At 68.4% G+C, this 15,923-nt stretch carries 19 protein-coding genes; 6 read left to right on the top strand and 13 right to left on the bottom strand.

Annotated features, from left to right (window positions below):
- Positions 1–37 precede the first annotated feature (37 nt).
- The 4 genes from U9979_RS09095 to U9979_RS09080 form a co-directional block, all read right to left on the bottom strand.
- Positions 38–1,108 (bottom strand): ABC transporter permease, encoded by a 1,071-nt coding sequence (locus U9979_RS09095; protein WP_322779018.1) that lies wholly within the window; start codon positions 1,106–1,108, stop codon positions 38–40.
- Complete coding sequence (locus tag U9979_RS09090) at positions 1,105–2,679, bottom strand: sugar ABC transporter ATP-binding protein (protein WP_322779017.1); 1,575 nt, start codon at positions 2,677–2,679, stop codon at positions 1,105–1,107. The genes U9979_RS09095 and U9979_RS09090 overlap by 4 nt, the downstream gene beginning before the upstream one ends.
- Positions 2,661–3,842: a substrate-binding domain-containing protein gene (locus tag U9979_RS09085; RefSeq protein ID WP_322779016.1), complete on the bottom strand. Its 1,182-nt coding sequence runs from the start codon at positions 3,840–3,842 to the stop codon at positions 2,661–2,663. Before U9979_RS09085 ends, U9979_RS09090 begins: the two co-directional genes overlap by 19 nt.
- A gap of 116 nt (positions 3,843–3,958) precedes the next feature.
- Positions 3,959–4,237, bottom strand: coding sequence for a hypothetical protein (locus tag U9979_RS09080; protein WP_322779015.1), 279 nt, complete (start codon positions 4,235–4,237; stop codon positions 3,959–3,961).
- 345 nt (positions 4,238–4,582) lie between these two features.
- Here U9979_RS09080 and U9979_RS09075 point away from each other — a divergent pair, with 345 nt between their 5' ends.
- Positions 4,583–5,239 (top strand): TetR/AcrR family transcriptional regulator, encoded by a 657-nt coding sequence (locus tag U9979_RS09075; protein WP_322779014.1) that lies wholly within the window; start codon positions 4,583–4,585, stop codon positions 5,237–5,239.
- A gap of 24 nt (positions 5,240–5,263) precedes the next feature.
- On the opposite strand, the gene U9979_RS09070 is transcribed toward U9979_RS09075, so the two are convergent.
- From U9979_RS09070 to U9979_RS09050, 5 genes are all read right to left on the bottom strand, one after another.
- Positions 5,264–5,479 carry a hypothetical protein gene (locus U9979_RS09070; RefSeq protein ID WP_322779013.1) on the bottom strand — a complete coding sequence of 72 codons (216 nt, stop codon included), beginning with the start codon at positions 5,477–5,479 and terminating at the stop codon, positions 5,264–5,266.
- A 7-nt stretch (positions 5,480–5,486) separates the two neighbouring features.
- The gene (locus U9979_RS09065) at positions 5,487–6,845 is read right to left on the bottom strand and encodes an aromatic ring-hydroxylating dioxygenase subunit alpha (RefSeq protein WP_322779012.1); all 1,359 of its coding nucleotides are present in this window, start codon (positions 6,843–6,845) and stop codon (positions 5,487–5,489) included.
- A complete protein-coding gene (locus U9979_RS09060) occupies positions 6,842–7,021 on the bottom strand; it encodes a hypothetical protein (protein WP_322779011.1) in 180 nt (59 codons plus the stop codon). The genes U9979_RS09065 and U9979_RS09060 overlap by 4 nt, the downstream gene beginning before the upstream one ends.
- Positions 7,022–7,149: 128 nt before the next feature.
- A complete protein-coding gene (locus U9979_RS09055) occupies positions 7,150–8,646 on the bottom strand; it encodes an AMP-binding protein (protein WP_322779010.1) in 1,497 nt (498 codons plus the stop codon).
- A 4-nt stretch (positions 8,647–8,650) separates the two neighbouring features.
- Positions 8,651–9,628, bottom strand: a complete 978-nt coding sequence (locus U9979_RS09050; RefSeq protein WP_322779009.1) for a TIGR03621 family F420-dependent LLM class oxidoreductase — start codon at positions 9,626–9,628, stop codon at positions 8,651–8,653.
- Positions 9,629–9,882: 254 nt separating this feature from the next.
- On the opposite strand from U9979_RS09050, the gene U9979_RS09045 reads away from it, so the two are divergent.
- From U9979_RS09045 to U9979_RS09035, 3 genes are all read left to right on the top strand, one after another.
- Positions 9,883–10,983: a phosphotransferase gene (locus U9979_RS09045; protein WP_322754219.1), complete on the top strand. Its 1,101-nt coding sequence runs from the start codon at positions 9,883–9,885 to the stop codon at positions 10,981–10,983.
- Between the two features lie 147 nt (positions 10,984–11,130).
- Positions 11,131–11,574: an antibiotic biosynthesis monooxygenase family protein gene (locus U9979_RS09040; RefSeq protein ID WP_322779008.1), complete on the top strand. Its 444-nt coding sequence runs from the start codon at positions 11,131–11,133 to the stop codon at positions 11,572–11,574.
- Between the two features lie 36 nt (positions 11,575–11,610).
- Positions 11,611–12,456, top strand: a complete 846-nt coding sequence (locus tag U9979_RS09035; protein ID WP_322779007.1) for an SDR family oxidoreductase — start codon at positions 11,611–11,613, stop codon at positions 12,454–12,456.
- A gap of 90 nt (positions 12,457–12,546) precedes the next feature.
- On the opposite strand, the gene U9979_RS09030 is transcribed toward U9979_RS09035, so the two are convergent.
- Together U9979_RS09030 and U9979_RS09025 are read right to left on the bottom strand one after the other, a co-directional pair.
- Positions 12,547–12,948 (bottom strand): type II toxin-antitoxin system VapC family toxin, encoded by a 402-nt coding sequence (locus tag U9979_RS09030; RefSeq protein WP_322779006.1) that lies wholly within the window; start codon positions 12,946–12,948, stop codon positions 12,547–12,549.
- Positions 12,945–13,181, bottom strand: coding sequence for a FitA-like ribbon-helix-helix domain-containing protein (locus tag U9979_RS09025; RefSeq protein ID WP_322751485.1), 237 nt, complete (start codon positions 13,179–13,181; stop codon positions 12,945–12,947). Before U9979_RS09025 ends, U9979_RS09030 begins: the two co-directional genes overlap by 4 nt.
- Before the next feature lie 299 nt (positions 13,182–13,480).
- On the opposite strand from U9979_RS09025, the gene U9979_RS09020 reads away from it, so the two are divergent.
- A complete protein-coding gene (locus U9979_RS09020) occupies positions 13,481–13,801 on the top strand; it encodes a nuclear transport factor 2 family protein (RefSeq protein ID WP_322779005.1) in 321 nt (106 codons plus the stop codon).
- 85 nt (positions 13,802–13,886) lie between these two features.
- Here U9979_RS09020 and U9979_RS09015 read toward each other — a convergent pair whose 3' ends face one another.
- Positions 13,887–14,552: a hypothetical protein gene (locus U9979_RS09015; protein WP_322779004.1), complete on the bottom strand. Its 666-nt coding sequence runs from the start codon at positions 14,550–14,552 to the stop codon at positions 13,887–13,889.
- 157 nt (positions 14,553–14,709) lie between these two features.
- A complete protein-coding gene (locus tag U9979_RS09010; protein ID WP_322779003.1) occupies positions 14,710–15,651 on the bottom strand; it encodes an alpha/beta hydrolase in 942 nt (313 codons plus the stop codon).
- 122 nt (positions 15,652–15,773) lie between these two features.
- On the opposite strand from U9979_RS09010, the gene U9979_RS09005 reads away from it, so the two are divergent.
- Positions 15,774–15,923, top strand: a 150-nt coding sequence (locus tag U9979_RS09005; RefSeq protein WP_322779028.1) for a TetR family transcriptional regulator, incomplete at its 3' end; no start/stop codon positions are given.

Here is a 15,923-nt window from a genome sequence, read left to right as displayed (position 1 = left end):
TGGCCACTACTGTCGGTAACCAGCCAATAGATGATCATCATCCGTCACCAGTCCGGGACGGCACAAGTCCGGCGACGTCCTCGGTGCGGATCGGCGTGGGCTCTGCGACCTCGGGCAGAGGATCGTCGCTGCGCCCGAGGGCGCGGCTCTGGCCCAGCCGCTGGCGGTACGTGGCGAAGGAGACGGCGCCGACCAGGGCTACCCCGTTGAACATTTCGGCGAGCCACTGCACCCCGGTGATGAGCTGCAGGCCCTTCACGCCGACCGCCAACACGTAGATGGCCAGCATCGTGCCCCACAGGTTGAAGCGACCCGGCTTGATCTGGGTCGAGCCGAGGAAGACTGCGGCGAAGGCGGGCAGGAGCAGGCCGACGCCGAAGGTGAGTGATGGGCCTGTCTGCGACCCATAGAACACGCCGGCGATGCCGCACACCGTGGCCGAGGCAATCATGGAGAACCACGTGTAGCGCCCCACGCTCACGCCGGCCAGGCGCGCCGCCTCCGGATTGCCGCCGCTGGCGTAGAGGTACCGGCCGGCGGGAGTGTGGTCCAGTGCCCACCACACGATCAGGGCCAGGACGAGCAGGTACAGGACGATGATCTGGAACCCTGCCACGCTGAGCCGAGTGAGGTTCATCCACGACGTCGTCGTCGGCGGAGTGGGCTGGCTCTGCCCGGACACGATGTCCTGCACGGCGGTGATGATGCTTCCCATGCCGAGCGTGGCGATGAAGGAGTTGACCCGGAGGCGGACGATGACGAAGCCATTGATGACGCCGATCACCACGCAGGCAGCGATGGCAACGGCGATGGCCGGCCACATGCTCCACCCTTGGTCTGTCTGCAGCCACACACAGATGATGGTGGAGAAGTTGATCGTGGCTCCGACCGAGAGGTCGTAGGAACCTGCCGTGAGCGGGATGAGGACGGCGATCGCGAGCATTGCCGTGACGGCCTGCTGCGAGGCGACGGACTGGACCGTGGCAGCCGTCAAAAACAGGTGCGGCGTCCAGATCCCGAACACAATGACGAACAGGGCCAGCAGGTACAGCCCGCTGAAGCTGTTGAAGCCGAGGTTGATCCTCGGCACGGTAACCCGCGAACTCATAAGCTGACGACCTCCTGCTCGCCGAGGCACGCGTGGGAGATGTTGGCAGTGGTGACGGACGACCGGTGAAGCTCGGCGACGACCCGACCGGTGCGCAGCACCAGCACCCGGTGACAAAGGGCGACCAGTTCCTCAAGGTCGGAGGAGCTGACGAGGATAGTGGACCCGCCGGCGGCGGCGGCCAGGAGCTGGCGGTGCAGCTCGCCCTTGGCGCCTACGTCCACGCCCTGGGTCGGCTCGTCAAGCATGAATACCTTGGGGTGGAGCCGCAGCCACTTGGCGAACAGCACCTTCTGCTGGTTGCCTCCGCTGAAGTTGGCCAGCGGTCGCTCCGTCGCCCCCGCGGGACGCACGCTCAGCCGCTCGAACCATTGGCGGGCCTCGGCTCGCTCTTCCCCGCGCCGCAGCAACAGGCCGCGCCAGAACTGCCGCAGGTCGGAAATGCTCAGGTTCTCCCGGGCCGACAGGTCCATCATCGCCCCGCTGACCTTGCGGTCGGGCGGCAGGTAGGCCAGGCCGGCGGCGATAGCAGCCCGCGGGTCGTATGGCGGCAGCGGGCGGCCGCTCGCCTCGACGATCCCGGCCAGGCGGGGCAGGGCGCCGAAGACCGTGCCCAGCAGGCTCTCGCGTCCCGACCCGGTGATCCCGGCGAAGCCGATAATCTCGCCCGGCCGGGCGTCGAAGGTCACGCCCCGCACCCCCGAGCCCCGCAGGCCCCGCACGCTGAGGGCGGGGACGACGCCGTCGGTGCCGCGCGGCTCGGGGGTGGGCAGCTCACCCAGCTCGTCACCCACCAGCAGAGTGATGAGCCGCCGCTTGTCAAGCGACGACACGGGCACCGTTGTGACCAGGTGGCCGTCGCGGAGGACGGTGACGTTGTCGGCGACCTGGAAGATCTCGTCCAGCCGGTGGCTGACGTAGAGCACGGCTACGCCGTGCGCCGCGACCCGGCGCACCATGTCGAGCAGCTGGTGCACCTCGTTCTCCGGAAGCGTCGCCGTCGGCTCGTCGAGGACGAGCAGCTTGACCTGGTGGTCGTCCTCACCCTCCAGCGCCCGGGCCACGGCGACGCCCGTGCGCTGGGCGAGCGACAGCGCGGCGACCGGTGTGCGGGGGTCGACCTGGACGCCGACGCGGCGAAGCAGCGCCGTCGCCCGCCGCCGCGTGTCCGCTTCCCTGATCGTCCCGAACCTGCACGCGAACCCGCTGTTCAGGTACAGATTGTCGACCACGGACAGCTGCAGGACGAGCCCGAGGTCCTGGTGCACGAAGCGACAGCCCATCTCGTGAGCCGCATGGGCGGACCCGAAGGGCAGTGGCAACCCGTCGATCTCGACCTCGCCGCCGGGGTCAGGGCGATGGTAACCGGCGAGGATCTTGATGACCGTCGACTTGCCCGAGCCGTTCTCGCCCACGAGGGCGTGCACCTCACCGGGCTCGATGTCCAGATCGAAGCCCGAGAGGGCGACCGTCCCCGCGAAGGACTTGGTGAGGCCGCGAACCCGAAGGACGGGGCGAGGCGTCGTCGCCCCGCCCTCGTCCGGCGCCAGGCTCAGGCTCCCACGTGCCAAAGCTTCTCCATCTGTGCTGCGTAGTCTGCGGGCTCGTCGTAGGACTCGGACACGGCGAAGTTCTCGCCCTTAACGAACAACTGGAGAGGCAGCAAGCCCTCGCTGGCAGGGATGGGCGTGCCCTCCAGGTGGCGCAGGACGGCGTCCACCATGGCCCACGCGCTGTAGTTGAGGGCTACGCCCGTGAAGGCCGTCACCGTCCCGGCCTTGATGTCGGTCTCGTTGGTGACGTCGGCCCCCCCGCCAATGATTTTGACGTTCAGATGCGCCGCTGCGAGCGCCGCGGGGAGGCCGTCCACCCACGGCCCGTTGTCGGTGACCAGCCAGGTGACCTCCGGGTGGCGCTGCAGTGCTGAGACGATAGCCGCCGTCGAGCCGCCGCTGGTCACCTCACTGATGGTGCCCGTGAGCTGCGTGACCGAGCAGCCGGGACAGGACGCCTGCACCTTGGCCCGGAATGCCTGGTCGAAGGAGCCGAGGATTGGGAAGTCCGGCACCTGGAACTGAAGGATCTTGCCCTTCCCGTCAGAGTTGACGATGAAGTAGTCGGCCAGCACCTCGGCGGTGGTCTGCACGCTCTGTTCGTCGTCGATGTTGGCGATGATGGTGCTGGTGATCGCCTGTGGCCCGACATGGCCGACCACGATAGGCACGCCGGCCTTCTCGTAGGCAGGCACCTCCGACTGCCACGCGATCCCGGGGATGCCCGTCAGTCCCACAGCGACCGGGTTGTATTGCAGCGCCTGTTCCATACCCGCGATGAGCGTCGCCGGATTTGCCGACTTGTACGGGATCACCTTCAGGTCCCAGCCGATCGCGGCTGTCGCGGCGGCAAACGCCTTGGACAACTGCGTGCACTGCGCGACGTCGCACTGCAGGAACACGAAGGTCTTGCCCTTGGCCGGAGCCTGCTTGAGCGGCGTGGAGATCGGGATGGTGGTGGGTGCCTGCTTGTACTTGGCCACGACCGCGGACAGCGCAGCTAAGTCGGTTGCGCCGCTCGGCGTGCTGGTGCCGGAGCTGGCGGTCGTGCCGCTGCCCGTTGAAGCCGACTCGGTACCGCCGCAGGCCGCCAGGAACGTGGCGGCGGCGAGGACCAAGGTGCCAGCGGTAATCGCCCGTGGCCACGTGGATTTTTTCAGCATGACGATGGAGGCTCCCATCTAAGGTAACAGCACGGCGCCAGCCGGCTGGCCAGGATATGATTGATCAGTCAGTTGCTGGTGCGCTGACTGCTGTCGAGAATGAAGATGAGGTGCCGGTGCGTCGAGGTCGCCGGTCAGTCGCGGACGGTCTCGCCAGCTACCGGGAAAAGGAACGCCGTGGCATTCCAGGTGACGCCGGCAGCAAGCAGCGCGGCCGCGCTGTCCGCGCCGCCCACAACCTCGCCCGCGATGACCGCGACCGCAGGCCCGCCGTCGAACTCGTTGAGCGAGCCCCTGGCCATTCCGTCGTCGCGGCCGTCGATCGCGAGCTGGCCGCCCTCATGCGGCAAGGCGCGAGCGATGTCTCGCATCGCGCCGGTCTCCCAGGCGACCCTGCACCCGAGCACTGCCATGTGCGCCTCCGTCGTCGGCAATCAGGCGTCAGTGTGACGCAGGCTACACAAGTAATCAACCAGTCAATTTAAACTCGTGATCGAAGCGCCCTGTCCGGCCCGGCTCGGAAGCCTGTCCTTGACTGGCGGCCGATGCTGGTAACATACTGACTGGTTACATTGCGAGAGGCTGAAGGCGCCGGCTGCCGGGCCAGGGGCTGTCCCGCCGCCAACGTGCCGCTTGTCAGCCGGACGAGGCGGCTCCGGGTCGCGCTGTTCGTCGTCCCGGCTGGGCGTGGTCGAAGTCCGGCAGAATCGTACTGTCGTCAGCGGGGCTCGGCGACCGACAGGAAGAGGGCTTGAAGGTTGCCAAGGTCCAAGGCGCCGAGACTGGGACGGCCGCCGGCATCCAACGCAGCTGAGACCCGCCAGCGGATCATCACGACGGCCGCGGAGATGTTCGCCATAAACGGCTACGGGAGGACGACCAACAAGGACGTGGCCGTGCGGGCGGGCATCACCACGGGTGCGCTCTACTACTACTTCGACTCCAAACTGGCCATGTACCTGACCGTGTACTGGGAGCTGGCGGCGCTGGTCAACGAGCGCCTCAACAGCGCGATGCACCAGGAGAGCACCTTCGCCGGCAAGTTCCGGGCCGTTATGGAGGCCGTGTACCAGATGAATCGCGAGGATCCTTCTATTGCGCGGTTCCTCGGTACGGTGCGCGTCGACCGCATGCGCCATGAGGAACTGCGGTCGGCCATCCCGCACAGCCCAGGAGAGGGCGCCAACCTCGTAGCGCCGATGGTCGACGCCGGAATCGAGTTCGGCGAGATCGACCCGGAACGCCGCGAGGTCATCGAGGCGGTGATGCGCACCATCTTCGTGGGCCTGACCGACGTCTCCGCGCAGATGGCGGATCCGCAGTACCACCGGCGGGCCATCGACGGGCTCGAGGCCCTCTTCGCCGGGGACCTCGTGCGCCATCCGCGCCGGGCGGCGCCTCGCCGGGCCGGGTGAGCGCGCCACCTCGGCCCGGCGGCGTCAGGACGCAGGCGGGGATTCCACCCGATTGCTGGTGTACCGGGGTCCGCCGATCCAGACGCACAGCTGAGGGTCCGCATCGCGGAGTTCTCCGCCGACCCAGCGGCCGTCGACGCTGAAGTGGCCGACCCGGCCGTCCTTGGTGGTTACCCGCACCAGGCCGCCGTCGGGCTCATAGAGAGCGCCCGTGAACGGGTGGTGGAGGCCTTCGCTCACCTGCTCCTCACTCCCCGATCCACTCGGTCAAGGTGCGGTGCAACCAGCGGACCTTGGACTCCTGATATTCACTCAGCAGCACGCCAGACCGAAGTGTGGTCTCCAGCCCGAGCTGGACGTTGGCCATGTTGAACGTGTCCTGGTCGAACACCTTACCGAGCGATGAGAGCCTCGGCTCGGCGCTCCATGGCTCGTCCGCGGCGAGCCAGCGCACGGGCGACGGAGGCGGACGCTGTCCGCGAAAGGGTGACAGCAGCAGCACCTCCATGATGCAGCTGCGGTGGTCGTCGCCGTTGGGCCGGAAGCGGTAGACGATGCGGTTGAAAGCCCCCCAGGGATGGAAGTTGGGGAACACCGTGTAGTCAATGCTGTCCATCATCTCGGCGTCCGACATGCGGTCGACCTGGTCACCGGCGAGCGGGCGCCACCGCGTCCGGGCCAGCTCGGCGGCGACCGCCCGCATGCGCTCACCTGGCCGCAGCGTGATCGGGCTGGTCTCCCCGTCGCGGACGTCGAGCATCGAGCGCAGCATCTCCTCCTCGCTCGGGACCCAGGTGAGATGCGGGCTGGTAACACCGCCGGGGGTGATGGCCCGGGCGAAGTTGTCCCAGACGTCGACCTGTGTGAGCAGGTCGCCCTGCCAGGGGAGGATCTGCGGATGGGTGCCCGCGACGTGGTAGGCCTCGCAGAAGGCTTCCTGGGCGACCTTCCAGTTGGCCTGGATGACCTTGGCCACGTGCACCTCGACGTAGGCCGAGCCCAGGTCCCAGTCAGCGAAGTGGGCGATGATCCCGCCGAGGAACTCCTCCAGCGGTCCGGCGCCGGGGTCGGGGTTGAGGAACACGAATCCCGCCCAGCTATCCACCCGGACCTGCGGGAGGGTGAGGTCACGGTCCGGCAGCTGGGGGAAGTCCCAGCCGGCCGGCACGTCGGCGAGGTTCCCGTCGAGTCGCCAGGCGAAGCCGTGGAAGGGGCAGCGCACAAGGCCGTCGCAGTGGCCGTCGTAATCCCTCAGTCGCCTACCACGGTGCAGGCACGCGTTGACGTAGCCCCGGATGGTGCCGTCCGCCTGACGGACCAGCAGGTACGAGCGGCCGGCAATGTCGTACACGACGACGTCGCCGGGCTCGGGGAGGTGCTCCTCCCGACAGGCGAACTGCCACACCCTGGACCACAGCCGCTCTTTCTCACGTTCGTGATAGGCCCGCGAGGTGTAGCGCCGGACGGGGATGTCCTCGGTGCCGAGGCAGGGGTTGTGCTGCAGGCGGAGGACGGCGGGCACCTCATGGGTGTCCTCGTCGAGGAGGCGCTGGTATGGGCCCGACAGCGCCGCCACCTTCTGCTCGGCTTGCGCGAGGGCCTTCACGACAGGTCCTCGATCAAGGCGGTGGGAGTCCCGAGCGCGCTGCGGGCTGCCGCATCCGCGCCGGCGTGGAAGATACGGAAACAGGACAGAACCCACTGGATGAGCACGACTCGTGGGACGCGATCGTCTCGGTCCTGCGGATGCAGCAGCTCGACGGTGTCAGCAATCAGGATCACAGCTCCCCTCTATGCACTTCTGTGCGCTCCCCAATACTAATTGATCGAGCGATTGTTTACTAGGAAAGGCTGCGCCTCGGCGGTCGCGGCTCGGGCGGCGCGCTGACCGCGACATGTTTGCGGGCTGGCTACGGTGCCGTTTCTGCGGCACCGTAGGCAGCCCGCAAGTCACGTTTGTTGAGTTTGCCCATCGCGGTGCGCGGCAGGTCGGGCACGAACCTCACCGCACGTGGGCACTTGTAATGAGTCAGCCGGTCCCGGCACCAGGCGACGATGTCCTCGCCCGCGAGCGCGGGATCCCTGGGCACCACGAGCGCCAGCAGCGCCTCGCCAAGATCGGGAGCGGGCACGCCGATGACCGCCACGTCCTGCACGCCCGGGTGCGCCGCCAGCACTGCTTCGGCCTCAGCCGGGTAGATGTTGACCCCGCCAGACACCACGAGGTCAGACGCCCGGTCGGTCAGGTAGAGGTACCCGTCCGCGTCGAGAAGACCGATCTCGCCCATGACGAAGTACCCGTCGCCGACGAAGCTGGCCGCCGTCTTGTCCGGGTCATGCAGGTACCGCGGACCGCCGTCGCGCCCGTTGCGCACGCACACCAGGCCCTCGGCGCCAATCGGAGACTCCTGGCCGTATCCGTCTCGGATACTGACCTCGAACGGCGGCACCGCCCGGCCGACCGAACCTGGATGCGCGAGCCAGTCCGTCGAATCGATCGTCGTGACGGTACCGATCTCGGTAGAGCCGTAGGCTTCCACGACAACCGGGCCCATCCACTCGATCATCGCGCGCTTGACATCGGCAGGACATGGCGCTCCGGTGTGCGCGATCTGGCGCATGCTGCTGACATCGTGTCGGGTGCGCAGGTCGGCGGGCAGCGCCAGTAGCCGGGAGAAATGCGTCGGCACCATGGTCGAACTCGCGATCCGGTACCGGTCGATGGCCCCCAGCGCCGCGGCCGCGTCAAACCGCGGCAGCACAACCGTCGGCGTGCCCCCCGCCAGGCAGCGCAGCCCGTGCAGCGGCCCGGTGTGGTGCAATGGCCCCGCGACCAGGTGCGGCCCGAGCTGAGCGACCGCGCTGGCGGCGATGTTCGCCACGTGCTCGGCAACGGTCGCGCCGCCGGCAAACATCGCAAGAGCCTGTTCAGCCGCTTTGGGCACTCCGGAGGTACCGGAGGTGTACATGAGCGCCCGCCGTGGCGGCAGGTCGGCAGACGGCTCGTGCCGCGGGGCGGCGGCGGCGAACTCGGCAAGCGAGTCGACTACTACCGCTGCGGGGGCACCGGCCTGCCTGGCCACGGCCGCGGACTCCGGGCTGGCGAGGATCAGCCTGGCCGCGCTGTCGCGCAGGACGTGACCAGCCTCAGCCGGGCGGAGCTGCCAGTTCACCGGCACCGCCGACGCGCCGGCGTAGATCACGGCCAGGTGCGCGATCGCCGTCTGCGCGCTGTTCTGCGCAAGGATCGCGACCCGCCGGTCCGGGCCGAGGTCCGCGCCGAGCAGCGCGTGGACTACGCGGTTCAGCCAGTCGTTGAGTTCGGCCCAGGTCAGGTTCTCAGTGCCATCCGTTAGCGCCCAGCCGGCCGGATCCGCGCCAGCGCGATCGGCTATCCCTGCGACCATGCCGTCAGGTCCCGGCGAGGCGGGCGACGACCGGCGCGAAGTCTTCGAGCACCCGGGCGCCGACGGTGACATAGCTGATGCCGTAGCGTTCCCGCCGGGCCACGAGCCGCTCGCATATCTCGTCCACCGACCCTGCGAGGACGTGCGGGTGGTCGGCTAGCGTCTCGGGGGGCAGACCGAGCGCGCCCGACAGGTGCGCCTGCGCCTTCGGGGGGTCGACCCCGACCATGGTGAAATACGCGGCGATCTCAAGTTCCAGCCGCTCGAACCGGTCACCGGCACCCTCCCGGACCCAGCCGATCTTGCGATCGGTGGCGTCCGCCGTCGAGCTTCCGACGCCGTCCGAGCCGATGCGGCCTGAGCGGTTGTCGAAGTTCAGGCTGACGATGTCGGCCCGCCTTCCCGCCAGCCGCAGGATGCGCTCGCCACCCCCGCCGACCATGAAGGGCGGGCGCGGTGTCTGCACCGGGGCCGGCACGCCCTGGTAGCCACTCACCTGCACGTGCGTACCCGCCACGGCGATCTGCTCGCCGCCGAAGTGGGCCTCGAGCAGGTCTATGACCTCCTCAAGGCGCTGCAGGCGGACGCCGGGCCGGTCCCAGCGGATGCCCATGGCCCGGTACTCCGCCTCGATCCAGCCCGCGCCGAGCCCGATCTCCAAGCGCCCGCCGGACAGGAAGTCGAGGGTGGCCAGCTCCTTGGCCAGCACCGCAGGCAGGTGATAGTCGATGCAGAGCACCCGGCAGCCGATCCGGATGGTATCGGTCGCCGCGGCGGCAACGGCCATGGCGGGGATGGCAGCGAGATCCTGGACCGGGTGGCGGGTCTCCGCCTCCAGGGGGCCCGGCCCGAAGTAGTGATCGGCGAGGTGGAAAGTGGAATAGCCGAGCTGCTCGGCCTCGCGGGCGAGGGAGCGCCACTGCTCAGCGGACGTCGCCTGGTACGCCTGCAGGCCGAACCTGAAGGGTTTTACTCGACTCACATGGCCCCCGCATCGGTCCCTGAGTGTGCCGGCATCCTCCCACCGCCAGTGGGTCTGGTCAATTACTAATCGATTGACTAATATGTTTCTCGGGCCGCGGGCAGCCCGTTGCGCCCGCAGAGGCGAACTGGCTGCTGGCCGGGCCTGAGCGCAGAACACTTCGGTGCCGGGCTACGCCGACAGGCGCGTGCTCGCCGCCAGGAGCCCAACGCCGCGGATCCAGCCACGGCAGACGACCCGATGGAAGGCCGGACATGACTGAGATAGCCATCCCGACGTGCATCGCCGACATCACCCCGGCGTGGCTCACGGCCGCGCTCGGCACCACGCCAGCTCATGTGGTCGACGTCCGCAAGGAGCGGATCGGTGTCGGCATCGGGCTCATGGCGGACGAGTGGCGGGTTACCCTCACCTACGACCAGCCCCTGCCGAACCAGTTAGCGTCGGTAGTGGTGAAGCTGGCCGCCTCGGCCGAGGAGAACCGGGCCATCGCGCACGAACGCAACCTCTACGAATCCGAGGTGCGCTTCTACCGGGAACTGGCGGCCCAGACCAGGACGCGAGTGCCCCGATGCTTCCACGCCCGCAAGGCCCGCGACGGCGCCGACTTCGTCATCGTCATGGAGGATCTGAGCGCCCTGGGGATGGTCGATCAGCTCGACGGCCTGAGCCTGGTGCAGGCGGAGCAGGCCGTGACTGCCCTTGCTGACCTCCACGCCTCCTGGTGGGGGAAGGTGTCGACGCCGGAACTCGACTGGATCCCGGGCATCGTGCACCCGCGGATGAAGATGATGGCAGACCTGTGGCCGCAGCTGTGGCCCGTGTTCGTGCAGCGCTTCGGGACGGACCTGCCCGACGGCGGCGAGGCACTCGGCGAGGAGGTTCGCGACCGCTACTGGCCGTTCATGCAGCAACTGGCGGATGAGCCCTGGACCATCCTGCACATCGACTACCGCTGCGAGAACCTGATGTTCCAACCAGACGGAACCGGCCTCGTTGTGCTCGACTGGCAGTCGATCGGCCGCGGGCCAGGAGCATACGACCTGGCCTATCTGCTCGGTGGCAGCCTCACGGCCGAGGTGCGCGCCGCCCACGAAGAGGCCCTGGTTGAGCACTATCATCGTGAGCTGGTCAAAGGCGGGGTCCAGGACTACCCGCTCGACCGGCTGTGGGCGGCATACCGGCTTGCCCACCGCGTCGCCGGCACGGCGACGGCTGTGCTCGTCGGCGCGGGAACTGACCTCGGCAACGAGCGTGGCGTCAAGCTCGTGCGCACGATGGCTAACCGGCACTTCTCTGCTGCCGTCGACGCCGCCCGCGTGGCCTCATCCCGGGACGCCCTGGCGTCCAGCTGACCGGCGGGCGGGTAAGAGCGCCCGACAACAGGGGTGTGGATCAAGGAACGGGGCTGGGGTGCGTGGATCGCGAGGTGCGTGCCCCAGCCCCGCGACGTGGCCGATGCGCGGCGCCGAGCCGCAGGCAGTTCGGAAGGGGACAGTCGGATGGCAACGCTGTTGGTCCACATCCGGGTACATCCAGGGGCCGAGGAGCGCTTCGAACAGATCGCAAGCGAGCTTCACGCCGCGACTCACAGCCGCGAGCATAACGTCCGCCGCTACGAGTACTGGCGGGGCGAGGAGCCGGGGACGTACTACACGCTCGAATCTTTCGACAGGTTCGCAGGATTCCTCGCCCACGAGACCAGTCCGCACCATGAGGAAGCCAGGCCAGCTCTGCGCGACGTGCTGGAAGCGGTCCGGCTCGAGTGGGTAGACCCGATCGGCGGGGCATCACCGCTGACGCCCACCGACATGCCGCCCCCGCAGCCGGACGCCACCGAACTCGAACGTGCGCTCTCGGAGCGCCTGGCAGCGCGGGTCCAGGACTGGTGGCTCCCGCTGCGAACGTCAGACACCGCCAGCCGGGGCGGCGGTCCGGCACAGTGAGCCAGTGCGAAAGGCGAGGCGAGGCGAGGCGAGGCGATGACGGCATCGATTGAAGGACGCAAGGCCATCGTGACCGGGGCCGCCCAAGGACTCGGACTGGCCTACGCCCTGGCCCTGGCCCGGGCAGGCGCCCACGTCGCCGTGTGCGACTCCGACGCATCCGTCGAGGACCTGGCCTCCCACCTGGCGGGCTGCCGCGGCTCCTTCTGGGCGACCGTCGCCGACGTGTCCTCGCCCGACGACGTCCGCCGTTTCGTCGACGGCACAGCCGAGCGACTCGGCGGTATCGATATTGTCGTGAACAACGCCGCCGTGTGCCTGCCGACCAACCCAGTCAGCGGCTCCTGGGACAAGGCCGTCGACGACTGCGACCGCACCCTCGGTACCAATATCCGCGGCGCGTACCTCGTCGGCCGGGCCGCGATCCCCTACCTCGTGCGCCAGGGCGGTGACATCGTCAACGTGACCACCGACCACATCCATACCTGCGGCTGGCCCGAGGCGCTGGACCACGCCGACGCTCCGGCCTGCCCGTGGGCCAGTACTCCCCGGCCGCCCGGCGGCGGCACGGCATTCGACCTCTACGACGCATCGAAGTGGGCTCTCAACGGCCTGACTCACGCCTGGGCACAGGCGTTGCGTCCGCATGGGGTCCGCGTGAACTCATTCGGCATGGGAGCGACAGACACCCCGATGTACCGGAAGTTCCTCGGCGACCGCCCGCCGGCGCCCGGGCTGATGGCAGCCGGGGACGTCGCCGCCGTCCTGCTCGACCTACTCGCCGAAGGCCCGGGGGGGCGGACGGGCGACAGCATCCAGCTATGGGTCGGCCATCCGTGCGTCCTGCCGCCGGTAGCCACCCTTCCCGCGGTCGTAGCCTGAGGGCCGTGACGCACGTACGGCTCGGAACGCTCCCGTCACTCACCAGGTAGAACCCCCGCCGGACAGCAGCGGGAAGGCGCTACCGGGGCTCTACTGTTCGCTTCGAAGGTCGCGGACGGGACACATCAGACCGGGCGTACCGGCGAACTTTCGGTCCACCGTCACCAGCTCGGCGCCCAACACCTCCGCCAGCGCGACGTATGCAGCGTCATACGGCCACATGTTGTGCCGAAGCGCCCAGATCCGCGGGAGCAGCGGCACATGGTCGAAACGCCTCAGCGGCATGCGACCGAGCAGATCCAGAGCACGTGCCCCTTCGTCCGCAGGCAGCTTCCCCCCGCGCACCAGGCCTCGCAACGTCGAGGCGCATTCGAGATCGACGGCATGCGGTGCGGCCAGCCGCTCACCGAAAGCGACCACACGCACCTTCTCCGCAACAGGGTCCGAACCAACCAGGAACTCGACCAGGGCGGAGGTGTCCAGAACAATCACGCGTGGGAATCGCGCATCTCGGCGACAGCGTCCACCACGTCGGCGACGGTCACCGCGCCCCGTGCCGCGATGGAACGCGCCTGCTCGGCGGCCTCCTCAGCGGTCAGCATGACCGCCTCCCCCTCCAGCAGCTGACGGACATAGGCCTGCAGCGACTGCCCGGCTCGGACAGCCCGCACCTTCAGGACGGTGACGGTCTCCTCGGAGACCTCGCGTACATGAATGGTAGCCATGCAAGCATCCTAGTCCCACAGCCAACACCTCACCTGGACAGTCTCGACCTTGGCTCCTCCCGTGAAGATCCGGCCGGAAAACCCCGACCGCGGCGTTGCCTCCCAACCCCCGGCCCCGAAACTCGCCCTCGCTTATAAACCGGCGGCCACACTGGGCCACCCGCGAGGTTCCGGATCTTGGTTTTTCGGTAAGTACAGCGGTCCGCGGTTGGTCGAGTATCCAATAGATTCGCCGTCTCGACATCGACGGCGGCACCGGCCCCACCACCGGAACGATCCCCGTCACAGCAGGAGGAAACATGAGCGATGCCCCCGAACTCATCCGCCGCTACTTCGACCTCGCGCCACAGTCCGACGCCGACGCCTACTTCGCCCAGTTCACCGACGACGCTCTCGTCGAGGACGAGGGCCGGGAACGTCGAGGCATCCCCGCCATTCGTGCCTGGCGCACCGAGGTCCCGCTCGTCGCGTACACCATCCACGAAATCCACCAGACCGAAACCGGCCACGACGCGGACGTAGACATCGCCGGTGACTTCCCCGGCAGCCCCGTGCACCTCACGTTCCACTTCCAGTTCGCGGCCGACGGCCGCATCACTGTCCTCACCATCCGCCCCTGACGACATCAGCACGACAAAGACCACGCACGCCTTTCGTACACGGGTCTGATCCGGTGCGTGCGGGCCGGGCACGAGACGGAGGTTGTCAACCGCAGTGCGGAAGCTCATACCGCGGGAAGGTCCGAGTGACCGATGCGGTGGCCGGGCTGCCATCGGCGCGGGTATAGCTCACGGTCACCGTCAACCCAGGCTGGTCGTTGACGGTCACGCCGGTATCGGCGATCTGGATGATCCGGTCGACCGCGGTCATGCCCCGCTCCCGCAGCCGCTGTCGGTCAGCCTCGTATCGCAGTTGTCGGCGGCTTTTACGACGTCGGGAACGTAGCGCCAGCGGGACGGCGGCCAGCGCCGCGACGGCGCTCGGCGCGGTGGGGACCAGCAGCCACGGGTTCTCCGACCTGATCTCATGTTGTATGCACACCAGAGCGACGACGACGCCGGCGGAGAAGGCGAAGCCCAGCGGGGCGCCGCGCCCGGACGTCCAGGCACGCAGGCCAATGACCACACAGGCGATACCGAAGATCCAGACGCCACCGAAACCCAGGAAGAAGTAACCCGCATCCGATCCGGTGCACGCCCGCTGTCCGATGTCCCCGCAGCTGCCGCGGCTGGAGGACCGCGGAAAGTAGGTGCCGATAAGCCAGGCGCCCGTGAGAGCAACCGCGGTGGGTAGCAGCCAGCCGAACAGCGCGTTACCGCAGCCCAAGGCCCGGCCGGGATGCGTGCTTTCGCCGCCTGCCGCGACACCCAAGCAGCACCCGGGGCAAGCCACATCGAGACCACGCCGCCGCCGTCAGGTAGAGATCGCACGACAATCGGCGGTCGCCGTGCTCGGCGCGTTTGTTGGCAGGCCGAAGCTTCGGGTGCTGTGGTCACTCGGCTCTTCTCCGCGCCCGCATCCGCAAGGTCTATCGAGGATATCTACGGAGCGTGTTTCCCTGCCGCTGTTCGGGGGTTGACGTGGACGCCGCCGATTGCGTCGCGTCCCATACGTCGCTGGCGATGGTGGCCCACAGATGTTGGGGGAACTCGTGTCCCATATCGGGGTGGGTGATCAGCCGGGCTGCGGGAATCGTTCCGGCGAGGGTGTGGGCGGCACGGATGCGAATCCATGGGTCATCCTGGCCGTGGATCACCAGGGTAGGCACCCGCAGCCGCCGTAGCTGAGCCCGGAGGTCGCCGCCGGTGCGGGCTGCGGCGAGTTGACGGTGGGTCGCGCCCGGGTCGTGGTCGCGGTCCCAGGACTCCTCGGCGGTCGCGCGTACCCAGGCGTCGTCGATCGGGTGCCGCCGCGAGCACATGATCAGATAGGTGTCCGCCAACCGTTGCACGCCGCCTTCCCGGGTGTCGTCGTACCGTTTGCGGGCCAACCGCAGCAATGTGCCGACCTTTAGGTTGCGTAGGTTGCTGATCGGGCCGCCGGTCCCGCCGGCCATCGCGGAGACGAGGCTGCGGACGCGGGATGGATGCCAGATCGCCACCATCTGGGCAAGCGTCGCACCCAGCGACTCACCGAGCAGATGGGCGGAGTCCCAGCCCAGGGCGTCCATGACGGCGACCGCGTCATCGACCATGTCGTCCATCCGGTAGGCCGGACCGCCTCCGCGCCCCAGCAGTGTCCGGACGGTCGTGCGAGGCGGTGCGGTGAAGTGGGTCGACAGTCCCGCATCGCGGTTGTCGAAGCGCGCAACGGCGAACCCCCGCTCCGCGAGCTCCCGGCAGAACTCGTCCGGCCACCAGATCATCTGAAACGTCAAGCCCATGACCAGCAGCAGCGGCTCCCCGTCGGGCCGTCCGAACGTCTCGTAGGCGATGCACACCTCGCCGTTGCGGGCATAGGAGATGGTCACGGGCGTCTCCGCTCCTGTGAGGTGGCTCTGGGGTGGCCGGTTGGCACTTTGGCAATGCAGTTGACATGCTAAGGGTGGACGGACGCTATTGCAATGCGTCCGCATTGCCGTAGGGGGTGTCGATGCCGAAGCGGGTGGACCCGCTCGAGCGGCGTCGCAGCATCGCGGAGGCGGTGTTCCGGGTGACTGCCAGCCGTGGCGTCGAGGCGGTCAGTCTGCGCGACGTCGCGGCCGAGGCCGGGGTGTCGATGGGGATGGTCCAGCACTACTTT

This window comes from Protofrankia sp. Cas4, from assembly GCF_963555915.1.
In the GTDB taxonomy this organism is placed as follows: domain Bacteria; phylum Actinomycetota; class Actinomycetes; order Frankiales; family Frankiaceae; genus Protofrankia.
The sequence above is the reverse complement of the archived record's forward strand: the minus strand, read 5'-3'. Positions and strand labels throughout refer to the sequence as shown.

Bases quoted from the DNA above. Each gene is read 5' to 3' on its own strand.
- U9979_RS09035 (WP_322779007.1), top strand. From the start codon at position 11,611: ATGACGGCATCGATTGAAGGACGCAAGGCCATCGTGACCGGGGCCGCC.
- U9979_RS09020 (WP_322779005.1), top strand. From the start codon at position 13,481: ATGAGCGATGCCCCCGAACTCATCCGCCGCTACTTCGACCTCGCGCCA.
- U9979_RS09045 (WP_322754219.1), top strand. From the start codon at position 9,883: ATGACTGAGATAGCCATCCCGACGTGCATCGCCGACATCACCCCGGCG.
- U9979_RS09055 (WP_322779010.1), bottom strand. From the start codon at position 8,646: ATGGTCGCAGGGATAGCCGATCGCGCTGGCGCGGATCCGGCCGGCTGG.
- U9979_RS09040 (WP_322779008.1), top strand. From the start codon at position 11,131: ATGGCAACGCTGTTGGTCCACATCCGGGTACATCCAGGGGCCGAGGAG.
- U9979_RS09085 (WP_322779016.1), bottom strand. From the start codon at position 3,842: ATGGGAGCCTCCATCGTCATGCTGAAAAAATCCACGTGGCCACGGGCG.
- U9979_RS09080 (WP_322779015.1), bottom strand. From the start codon at position 4,237: ATGGCAGTGCTCGGGTGCAGGGTCGCCTGGGAGACCGGCGCGATGCGA.
- U9979_RS09095 (WP_322779018.1), bottom strand. From the start codon at position 1,108: ATGAGTTCGCGGGTTACCGTGCCGAGGATCAACCTCGGCTTCAACAGC.
- U9979_RS09025 (WP_322751485.1), bottom strand. From the start codon at position 13,181: ATGGCTACCATTCATGTACGCGAGGTCTCCGAGGAGACCGTCACCGTC.